9 protein-coding genes and 1 pseudogene are annotated in these 10,087 nt (G+C 60.0%); 6 read left to right on the top strand and 4 right to left on the bottom strand.

All coding sequences use genetic code 11. The annotated features are described in order from the left end of the window. Positions 1–520: 520 nt before the first annotated feature. Positions 521–1,612 (bottom strand): glycosyltransferase, encoded by a 1,092-nt coding sequence (locus tag BLR85_RS26610; protein ID WP_212635175.1) that lies wholly within the window; start codon positions 1,610–1,612, stop codon positions 521–523. A gap of 163 nt (positions 1,613–1,775) precedes the next feature. Next, positions 1,776–2,147: pseudogene (locus BLR85_RS26605) on the bottom strand (transposase); the annotation flags it as partial. Positions 2,148–2,236: 89 nt separating this feature from the next. On the opposite strand from BLR85_RS26605, the gene BLR85_RS26600 reads away from it, so the two are divergent. From BLR85_RS26600 to BLR85_RS26580, 5 genes are all read left to right on the top strand, one after another. Beyond that, entirely contained in the window at positions 2,237–2,542 is a 306-nt protein-coding gene (locus BLR85_RS26600) for an integrase core domain-containing protein (protein ID WP_212635174.1), read from the top strand. Between the two features lie 335 nt (positions 2,543–2,877). Further along, positions 2,878–3,498 carry a sugar transferase gene (locus tag BLR85_RS26595; protein ID WP_093164517.1) on the top strand — a complete coding sequence of 207 codons (621 nt, stop codon included), beginning with the start codon at positions 2,878–2,880 and terminating at the stop codon, positions 3,496–3,498. After that, positions 3,495–4,412 (top strand): methionyl-tRNA formyltransferase, encoded by a 918-nt coding sequence (locus BLR85_RS26590; protein ID WP_170844792.1) that lies wholly within the window; start codon positions 3,495–3,497, stop codon positions 4,410–4,412. The genes BLR85_RS26595 and BLR85_RS26590 overlap by 4 nt, the downstream gene beginning before the upstream one ends. Next, positions 4,409–5,098 carry a PIG-L deacetylase family protein gene (locus BLR85_RS26585; protein WP_093164511.1) on the top strand — a complete coding sequence of 230 codons (690 nt, stop codon included), beginning with the start codon at positions 4,409–4,411 and terminating at the stop codon, positions 5,096–5,098. Before BLR85_RS26590 ends, BLR85_RS26585 begins: the two co-directional genes overlap by 4 nt. A gap of 11 nt (positions 5,099–5,109) precedes the next feature. After that, entirely contained in the window at positions 5,110–6,300 is a 1,191-nt protein-coding gene (locus tag BLR85_RS26580; protein ID WP_093164509.1) for a DegT/DnrJ/EryC1/StrS family aminotransferase, read from the top strand. A gap of 108 nt (positions 6,301–6,408) precedes the next feature. Here BLR85_RS26580 and BLR85_RS26575 read toward each other — a convergent pair whose 3' ends face one another. After that, entirely contained in the window at positions 6,409–8,508 is a 2,100-nt protein-coding gene (locus BLR85_RS26575; protein ID WP_093164507.1) for a hybrid sensor histidine kinase/response regulator, read from the bottom strand. A 263-nt stretch (positions 8,509–8,771) separates the two neighbouring features. On the opposite strand from BLR85_RS26575, the gene BLR85_RS26570 reads away from it, so the two are divergent. Next, positions 8,772–9,527 (top strand): response regulator, encoded by a 756-nt coding sequence (locus BLR85_RS26570; RefSeq protein ID WP_425284514.1) that lies wholly within the window; start codon positions 8,772–8,774, stop codon positions 9,525–9,527. A 36-nt stretch (positions 9,528–9,563) separates the two neighbouring features. Here BLR85_RS26570 and BLR85_RS26565 read toward each other — a convergent pair whose 3' ends face one another. Next, entirely contained in the window at positions 9,564–9,893 is a 330-nt protein-coding gene (locus tag BLR85_RS26565; RefSeq protein ID WP_093164502.1) for a DnaA N-terminal domain-containing protein, read from the bottom strand. Between the last annotated feature and the right edge of the window lie 194 nt (positions 9,894–10,087).

The following is a 10,087-nucleotide window of genomic DNA, read 5'->3' as shown; positions in this document are numbered from 1 at the left end:
ATCTTTCGCTCCTTCTTCCCGGCATCGCTGCCGGATCGGGAGCAGAAAATCCACCTAACTCAACTGTTCAGACAAACCGAGCCACCTCTGAGAGCATGAATATGGTCGCCTCAGACCAACTAACCTGCCTCCCGTGAAACCGGGGCGGTTCAACGCGCTTGCGCCATCGCTTGAGACTCTTGCGGTCTCCGCGCTGACGCTCAACACTCAAACCCAACCGGAAGATTCTGGATCAAACCGGCCCTGATCGCGGGGGAAGCTCACCAAATCTTGGCCCCCAGAGAAACCTTGGCGGCGTACGGGATCAGAGTGCCGGGGCTGTCTTTTGGAACCACTGTTTAGGAGAGGAAATCACTCCATGTCTTTTTCTGTTGATCGGAAGGTCGACTTTCCGATCATTGGAGCTGCGAACTGCGCAACCAGCTGTGTCCGTCGTCAGCACAATCGGCCCACTTCATTTGATGACCGACAAACCAGGTTCTTTTGACAGACAGCACCCGATCACGGTATAAAATGCGCTTCATGTTTCCATGAAGCTATCGTACACCTCTGCGATTTTCGGAAGTGAGTATTTCTCTTCAACCCTCTGTCGCGCGGCGTAAACCCTTGCCGCATATGCTTCGGGTGACGCCTCGGCGAGCGCCGAGATTCCGGCGGCCAGTGCGTCTGCGTCACGTGGGCGGCAGATTATCCCGGTCTCTCCAACAATCTCCGCAGCATCGCCGACATCTGTCGTGACTACCGGTTTGCCATAGCTCATCGCCTCAGCGACTACATTTGGGAAGCCTTCGGTCCGCGAGGACAACACCAGAGCATCGATCCGCCGGTAAAACTGCTCCATGTCACGCAGTTCTCCCACTAGTTCGAATTGTTCTGGCCGTGCATTCGAGGCTTTCATTATCTCCACGACCTCCGGATTGTCAGGCGTCATGCCATGCCCGGCGGCGATGAAGCGCAAATGAGGGCGCATGCGGCCAGCGATCGCAGCAGCGCGAAAGAAAGTATGGTAATCCTTCTGCTGGTGCAGTCGGCCGGCGATGCCGAACAGCTTCGGTGACGCGGGCGGCGAAAGCGGCACGAGGTCGGGCAGGTCAAAGCCGTTAGGGATCACGATGGAATTGGCGTTGTTATAACCGTAGTGGAAATGTTGTTTTAAAGAGCGTTTGGAGTTGAAGATTACGCCAGTTGGCCAACGCGACATCTTTCGGCAGACCGATAGTGCCACTTTAGTGCTCCGTGTGAGCGCTTTTGAATCGTCGAGAGCTTGACGGACGGTCCAGAAAATTGGTGTGCCGGTTAGTCGTCCAGAAATCGCGCCCACAGCCATGGCATGATACATCCAGCACAGCACGACTCGCGGGCGCTCCGCTCGCATAAGTGTGGTCAGTTTTGAAATGGCGATTGGAAGCTCTAGCACCGAGCGCATTCCCATCGGAAGATATTCGACGCACGAATTGTCCGCAAGCCGGCGGTTGCGCTCAGAGACGTCGATAAGGGGCACGACAATTACACGCTCGTCTTTAGATACGCGAAGCAGGCGAGCAAGCATGGTCTCAGCTCCAGCGCTCGCCGAAAAATCAGTAATCACATGCATCACAGTGCCGCGATTCAATTGCCATTCTCCTGCAAGCAAAAAAGCTCCAATCTCAAGACTATCACACCGCAGCCCTGTAAGCTATCCCACAGTAATTCTTCCGTTTTTAGCCGGGTTCGGTCGTGGATATTTCGTAGCCCACTGAGCTACTCCCCAAACCTTGGACAGGATCTTTCGCGGTTTAAGCTACTTTCTGCTCCTGCTGATCGGGTTTGATGGTTTTCTTTCTCAGCCAGCAGACCGTGGCTGGAGGTTTTCCTCCGAGGGCTGAATGTGGGCGCTTTCGGTTGTAGAAGTCCATCCATTTTCTGACGCCCGCCTTGGCCTCTGAACCGGTTTCCCAGGCGTGCAGGTAGACACACTCGTATTTCAGGGAGCGCCAGAGCCGCTCGACAAAGATGTTGTCGAGGAACCGCCCCTTGCCGTATCTGGCCATCGCTTCTTTCAGAGCTTCGAGGCACGGCTCCGTCTCCAGTGTGACCGAGAGCCGCCAGGCCAACACCTTTCGGCTGAACCAATCCACGACCGCTGTCAGGTACCCGCGAGCTCCTGGGCTGGCACCTGTCACGCTCCGGAAAGGCCAGCACCGCCGCCAGCGCCCTCGAGCACGCCCTGATCACCCGGTTCGGCACACTCGGCAAGGTGACGACAGAGTTCCTGCTTCGCAGCGACAACGGCCTGGTCTTCACCAGCCGGAAATACGCTGCGCTGGTGCGCAGCTACGGGCTGAAGCAGGAGTTCATAACACCGCACTGCCCGCAACAGAACGGCATGGTCGAGCGTGTCATCAGGACCCTTAAAGAACAGTGCGTGCATCGCCAGCGCTTCGACAGCATCCAGCACGCGACACGCGCCATCGGCGACTGGATCAGCTTCGACAACCACCGGCGGCCAAACCAGGCGCTGGACATGAAGACACCAGCTGAGGCATTCGCTTTAGCAGCTTAACCTGAGCAGATTCCGCTGGGTCGATACAGCGGTTCGATCTGCTGTCTTGTCCCATAGGCTCCATCCATACTTACTTCGGAGCCTCCGGTGAAACCGGGGCGGTTCAGATTGCCTGTTGGCAAAAGCTCGACGACGATGCGATCGACTCGCCAAGCTCACATCCCAAGAAATGCGCTGTCACGCAAAAGAAAAACCTATTCTTACCTAACCGGAGCCATTAACACTTGGTTTAGCACAACCTTTCGGACCGCTTGGGCGCGCTGCGCGGAAGGTAAAGATAGTATTTTGGAACTTTATTAGAACCCGAAACGTATGTCGGACGATATTCGGAATTCATGTCGCGAACTGCTGAGATACTAATTTGCACTGTTGCAGGCATATTGGCGCTACCTTTTTGGGGGCTTGCCTGCCTGATCGTTTTTTTGACACTTGGCCGACCGCTATTCTTTGCCCAGATGAGAGCGGGGCAGCATGGCATTCCTTTTCGGCTCTGCAAGTTGCGTACTATGAGCGATGCATGCGATGCCTCAGGGAATCTCCTTCCCGACACGGAGCGCCAAACTCGCGCCACCGCAATACTCCGCCGGCTGCGTCTCGATGAGATTCCGCAATTGTTTCTGATCTTGCGCGGGCGCATGGCGCTCGTGGGGCCGCGCCCTCTACTGCCGGAAACCGTTAAAGGCTTCGGTCGAGCTGGTGAGTTGCGGGGAATGGTCCGGCCCGGTCTGACCGGCTGGTCGCAGGTCAGCGGAAATACAACGCTTTCTAACGAGGAAAAGCTGCATCTGGATCTGTGGTACGTGGCCCACAGATCCACTCCGTTCGACCTCCAGATCCTTTGGGAAACCTTAGGCGTCGCCGCGTTTGGCGAGCGGCGGCGGGAGGATCGGCTCGCGATGGCGGCACAATGGCTCTCCGCCGAAAGAGCGACATCGTTCATGGAGGGATCAAAGTGAAGACTGTTTTCGTCGGTGCCGTTGAAGGCTCTCTGGCGGCCTTCACAGCGATCTGCGGGGCCGGCCATGTTCCGGATCTGCTCGTGACTTTACCGCCCGATTTGTCTCGCCGGCATTCCGATTTCTCCGATCTCGTGCCGATGGCCGAGCATTTCGGCGTTCCTGTCCACTTCACGAAGCGCAGCGATTCCGAAGAGACACTTGAGGCAATCAGAGCCGTCCAACCGGACCTTGTCATGGTGATTGGCTGGTCACAGATCTGCGGGCCCGCATTCCGCGCCATTCCCCGGATCGGCTGTCTCGGCTTCCACCCCTCCGCCCTGCCCCGCCTTCGGGGCCGCGCAGTGATTCCATGGACAATTCTGCTCGGCGAAACTACCTCGGGCAGCACGATTTTCTGGCTTGGAGCGGGCGCGGATGATGGCCCGATCGCGGCGCAATCGCATTACAGTATCGATCCAGAGACGATTACTGCGCGCGATCTCTATGACCGCGTTCTTATCGCGCTGACCGAGATGCTGCCGCCCTTGCTGTCGCGCATCAAGGGCGGAGACATTCCGTCGGAGCCTCAGCCCGAGACCGGGATCAGCATCTGCGCACGCAGACGGCCCGAGGACGGCCGGATAGACTGGACCCGCCCGGCCAGCGAGATCCACCGTCTGATCCGCGCTGCTGCCCCCCCCTATCCGGGCGCTTTCACCCAAGCTACCGACGGCACAAGGATTACAGTAATCAGCGCGCGGTTGTTCCCGCGCGAAGGCTACTATATCGGGCTGCCCGGACAGGTGCAGGCGATCGACGGCTCCAACTTTACCGTCGCTTGCGGCGATGGTCGCTGCCTCGACATTCTCGCCTGGAGCGGAGCCGACCACCCCCCTGCCCTTCACAGCAAACTCGGGAACACATCGCCATGATATCAAACCTTCTGTCGAGCGATGGACCGGCATTGGTGATCGCCCCGCATCCTGACGATGAAGTCCTCGGCGCGGGCGGGACCATCGCCCGGATGACCGAGGGCGGACGCGCCATACATGTGGCCATCGTCACCCGGGGCCAACCGCCCCGCTTCGACGCCGCGCAGATCGCGCGGGTTCAGGCCGAGGCCGCAGCCGCCCATGCCCATCTTGGCATCACGGAATCCCACTGGCTCGACTTTCCCGCCGCCGAGTTGTCCGAGCATCCGCATTCGGCACTCAATGCTGGCCTTGGCGCGCTTGTTCGAAACCTGTCACCCTCGTTGATCCTTGCCCCGCACCCGGGCGATATTCACCTGGATCATCAACTCAGTTTTCTCTCCACGCTCGTCGCGAGCCGGCCGCACCAGGCCAGCTACCCGGCCACGATCGCCGTCTACGAGACACTCTCGGAAACCAACTGGAACGCGCCCTACCTGACGCCACCCTTTACGCCCAATGTCTTCGTCGACATCTCAGCCACGCTCGAACGCAAGCTGGCCGCTTTCCAGCTCTTCGCGAGCCAGGTGCGCCCTGCTCCGCACGAGCGTTCCGTCGAGGCCCTGCGCGCTCTCGCAACCCTGCGCGGCGCCACGGTCCACCGTCCGGCGGCCGAGGGCTTCGTCCTCGTCCGTTCCGTTTGCTGAGGTTGAGCTCCATGACCCGATGGCCCGTCTACGACACCGAAGAAATCGAAGCGGTCGCAAACGTCCTGCGGTCAGGCAAGGTCAATGCCTGGACCGGCCCTGACGTGTCGGCGTTCGAAGACGCCTACCGGGCCGCCACCGGCGCCCGTCACGCCATCGCAATGGCCAACGGTTCGGTGACGCTGGACACCGCGCTGCACGCGCTCGGGTTGCAACCGGGCGACGAGGTCATCGTCACCCCGCGCAGCTTCGTCGCCTCGGCCAGTTGCGTTCTGCTGGCCGGCGGCGTGCCGGTCTTTGCCGATATCGACCGCGACAGCCAGAACATTTCGCCCGAAACCATTGCCCCGCTGATCGGCCCGCGCACCCGCGGCATCCTGCCGGTACACCTAGCTGGCTGGCCCTGCGACATGGAAGGCATTCTCGATCTCGCCCGCGCCCACGACCTGTGGGTGATCGAGGATTGCGCCCAGGCCCATGGCGCCCGGATCGGTGACACCCATGTTGGAACCATGGGCGATTTCGGATCTTTCTCCTTCTGCCAGGACAAGATCATATCGACCGGCGGCGAAGGCGGCATGCTTCTGTGCAATGACGATGCGCTGTGGTCGCGCGCCTGGAGCTACAAGGATCACGGCAAGGGCCACGCCACCGTCCACGCGCAAGACCACCCGCCCGGCTTCCGGTGGCTGCACGATTCCGGCCCCGGCACCAATCTGCGCATGCCCGCTCCCCTGGCCGCCATCGGCCGCATCCAACTTTCCCGGCTGGAGGCAACCCTCGCCCACCGGACCCGCAACGCGGAGATTCTCGCGGAAACCTTGTCGGGGTGCGATGCCCTGCGAGTGCCGATGCCCGCCGCGCCGCTCACCCATGCCTTTTACCGCTTCTATGCCTTTGTTCGGCCGGGGGCATTGGCCGGAGAGTGGTCCCGCGACCGCATTCTCGCCGAGATCGCCGAGGCCGGTTTCCCGGCCTTCTCCGGCAGTTGTTCGGAGATCTATAGAGAAGCCACGTTCCGCAACCGAAATCTCGGACCGGATCAGCCGCTGCCAAACGCAAGAGAGCTCGGAGAGACCAGCCTCGCCTTCCTGGTTGACACGACCTGGTCGCATCGGCAAATCGCCGAACTCGCCGAAACCGTGCGCAGTATTGCAGACGGTGCACTCCGCCGCAGTGGCCCCAGCAGCCTTCAGGCATAGCGCAGCCGGCCATCTGCCCTCCTGACCTGCAAAACCGGCCGGACCGGGAGGCGCGTTCTCGGGCAGGGCTCCGCAAGGCAGTCCGTACCCGGATGCCGGAGAAATTCCTTACTGCAGCAGATCGCGCAGCGCCTGGGACAGCTTCACAAGGCCATATGGCTTTCGCAGCATCGTATAGGTGCGCCCATCGGGTCTTTTTGCTTTCTCCACTGCGTCCCGGACATATCCGCTGGCCAGCAAGATCCTGATATCCGGATACAGTTCGCCGACCTTCTCGGCCAGGTCGACCCCCGTCATCCCCCCCGGCATAACCACGTCGGACAGGATCAGGTCGATTGGCCGCCGCCTGTTGAGCGCGCGCAACGCAGCTGGCCCGTCCGCGGCCTCGATGACCTTGTAGCCCAGGAACTCCAGCCGTCCGCGGGTCAGATGACGAACCCTGGTATCATCCTCGACCAGCAGAACGGTCTCCGCTGCCACACTCGCGATCAGCCCTCGCTTTTCCACCGCCGGCGCCGACGTTCCGCCAAGCGCCGATGGCAGGAACAGGCTGATCCTGGAGCCTTTCCCGACTTTGCTGGTGAGCGTCACTGTCCCCCCCGACTGCTTGGCAAAGCCGTAGACCATGCTCAGCCCCAGCCCCGACCTTGTCCCGTAATCCTTGGTGGAGAAGAACGGATCGAACGCGTGCTCGCGGACCTCCGGGGACATCCCCGAACCGGTGTCGATGACCGACAGCTCGACATATTGACCGGGACTGAGGTCGAATTTCCCACTGCTTGCGCCGCGTTTGATCGTCCGGTTTCTGGCCTTGATCGTCACCGTTCCCCCGTCCGGCATGGCGTCACGGGCGTTGATCGCCATGTTCAGCACAGCGCTTTCTATCTGTCCGGGATCGGCCAGAACGGTATCGAGATCTTCGCTCAGAAAGGTCTTGATCCGGATCGGTTCCCCCAAGGCACGGCTCAGCAGTGGATGGAGGCCTTCGATCAGTTCCGGCAGCGCTAGGATTTTCGGCGCCAGCGGTTGCTTCTTGGAAAAGGCCAGCAATTTCTTGGTCAGCGCCGCACCAAGATTCGCAGCCTCCAGCGCCTCGCTCAACAGACCTTCGTTTTCGCCACCGGCATTCCGCATCTCATGAAGTTCAAGGTTTCCGATCACAACCGTCAGCAAGTTATTGAAATCATGAACAACTCCGCAAGTCAGCTGGCCAACCGCTTCCATTTTCTGGGCGCGCTCCAACAGGACGCGGCGGCTTCGTTCGCCGGTCAGATCGCGGAGGATACAGATATATTGCTGCTGATCCTTGAGCGTCACTGGCGATGCCTGGATGTGGACAGGCACCCATTCATCGTCCTTGCGCCGCGCCTCGGCGTCCAGTCCTTCTCCGATTTCGTCGAGCATTATGTTCCGGATGTAGTCGGCGAACTGGTCATCATTCATTTGCGACATCGGGAAAGGCATCAGTTTCCGGGCGGTGTCGCCAATGATCTCCTCGGCCTTGTAGCCGAAGATCTCTTCTGCCGCCGGGTTGAACGTAAGGATCGTACCCTGAACATCGATCGAAACCACCGCCTCGGGAATCGCTCTCACGATCGCATTCAACCGCCGCTCACGGCCTTGCACCGCGTTTCTGGTCCTGTCGCGCTCGGTCAAATCGTCCAGTGTCAGGAGGATCCTTTCTGTTCCGGAAGCCTCGTCACTCATCCGCCCTGCATGAAGCGCAAATTCGCGCCGGTCGGAGTCTCGCGTATTGATCGAGAACGCGTAGCCTTCGACGGGAACACTGTCAGGAAGAACCTGTCCCAGAAGGTGACGCAGCTCCGGCAAATCCCATCCGCCGTCGCAGATTTCGAACAGGCTCATGCCACTCACATCGTGATCGTCCGCCAGAAACATCTGGCGAAAGGCGTGGTTCACGGACTCGATACACAGCGTGCCGTTAAGCACCAGCATTGGCTCGCGGATCGCGTTGAAAATGCTGTCCGCGTAAGACTGCGCCGCATGGGCGCGCGCCTGCATCTCCAAGGCGGATTTTTGGTAATCGCGGATCAGTCCGCGCAATTTGGCGAGCCCGGCCTCCGAATCATCGGCCAAACGGTCGGCAACGCGCGCCGGGGATGCTTGCGAATCCGAGGCCCCGGCGGCGCTCGGATCGGTCTCATCCGCAAGGGCGGCTATCGCGGCGTCCTTGTCGTTTTCCGTCATCCCATCCCCCGATCAGGGGGGCGCCAGCCAGTGTGAACAGATGTCTGCCCCACGTTGAAATCCTCCTCTCTGCGTTATCCCGTTCCTTCCTCGGAACCCGCATCCTCGCTCCCGAAGTCGCAACCCGAAACAGTCTTTCCCCTTGATCTATAAAGGTAATCGAATGCGCGAATTGCAATGAAAACCTGTTAATGCTAAAGGTTAACGCTACAGTTTACCTGAGGGAGTTCCTAATTGTCTGTCACCTCGGGGGGGGTGTGCCTTTGTTAAAAGCACTTGTGATTGATGATGAAGTCTCAGTTCGCTCTCTGCTGCGCAACTGTCTGGAAACAGACGGCTTTTCGGTTCTGGAAGCGGCAACGGAGAATGAGGCGCTCGATATCGCGGCGAGAACCGATCTGTCCGTGATAACGTTGGACCTGTACCTTGCCGAGGGCGACGGGCTGTCCATTGCACGGCGAATCCGCGGCCGCTCGAATGTACCCATCATCATGGTGACCGGCAGGGACGACCCCATCGACCGCGTCGTCGGCCTGGAACTCGGCGCCGACGACTATATCACCAAGCCCTTCCATGTACGGGAATTCCTGGCCCGCGTGCACTCGGTTCTGCGACGCAGCCTTCCCTCGCAGCCCCAGAGCGAGCTATCGACCGGGGATGCCGCAAACGGCGGGGCGATGCAGTTCGACGGCCTGACCTTGCTCCTCGATCAATTCGAACTGATCGGCCGCCAAGGTGAACGCTGCGGTTTGACGACGGCGGATTTCACGCTGCTGATGGTCTTCCTCGAAAACCCCAAACAGGTCCTGTCACGGGAGCAACTCCTGAAAAAAGTGGCCGGTCTCGAATGGGAGCCGACGGATCGCTCGATCGACAACCGGGTCGCTCGTCTGCGCAAGAAGATCGAGCGCGACCCGGACCATCCGCAACTGATCAAGACCGTGCGCGGCATCGGTTACCTGTTCGCCTGGGCCACGGCAAGCCTCGTGAACATGAGCGACCTGGACCTGAATACCTGAGACGCGGAAACGGGTTCGGCCCCCTGCCCCGTTCTCTCAGCCATGCATGACGGTCACGAGGCCCACGCTGTCATCGACACGATGCAATGCGGCAAGGATCTGATCCAGCAAATGCGTTTGCACATAGGTCGCATGAAACCGGGTCGGCGCATGAAGCAACAGCCTGTCGCCAACACGCTTCTCCCGTTTGAGCGGTGCTAACCAGGACGCATGCAAGCTCGGATTCATCGAGAACAGGAGGCCGGATGCGAGGGCCCATTCATCTCCCGAAGACAGATCTGGCGGGGTTGCAGTCGCGTTTCCGGGAAATGGCAGGACCTTGCCGGCGGCCGGCATTTCCTGATCTTCCTCTTGCCCAAGCGACATTCGCGCTTCGTAATCCTCGCCGACATTGGCCCAGGCCGGCCTTGTATCCGCCAGGATCCTCTCGAAACGGCATTGTCAGGTTGTTGACGTTTCTGGGTGGGGTTAGTCCACCGCCATGTTTAATATCGAAGACTTGTCGCGGATCAAAGGTTTCCGGTTCGCACGAAGCGTCATCGGATACGCGGTCTGGGCCT

Source organism: Aliiruegeria lutimaris, assembly GCF_900099935.1.
Classification (GTDB): Bacteria; Pseudomonadota; Alphaproteobacteria; order Rhodobacterales; family Rhodobacteraceae; genus Tropicimonas; species Tropicimonas lutimaris.
Note: the sequence above shows the minus strand (reverse complement) of the source record. Positions and strands in the feature narration are given on the sequence as shown.

Excerpts from the sequence above, each read along its gene's own strand:
- BLR85_RS26580 (WP_093164509.1), top strand. The coding sequence starts at position 5,110 with ATGACCCGATGGCCCGTCTACGACACCGAAGAAATCGAAGCGGTCGCA.
- BLR85_RS26575 (WP_093164507.1), bottom strand. The coding sequence starts at position 8,508 with ATGACGGAAAACGACAAGGACGCCGCGATAGCCGCCCTTGCGGATGAG.
- BLR85_RS26585 (WP_093164511.1), top strand. The coding sequence starts at position 4,409 with ATGATATCAAACCTTCTGTCGAGCGATGGACCGGCATTGGTGATCGCC.
- BLR85_RS26595 (WP_093164517.1), top strand. The coding sequence starts at position 2,878 with ATGTCGCGAACTGCTGAGATACTAATTTGCACTGTTGCAGGCATATTG.
- BLR85_RS26565 (WP_093164502.1), bottom strand. The coding sequence starts at position 9,893 with ATGTCGCTTGGGCAAGAGGAAGATCAGGAAATGCCGGCCGCCGGCAAG.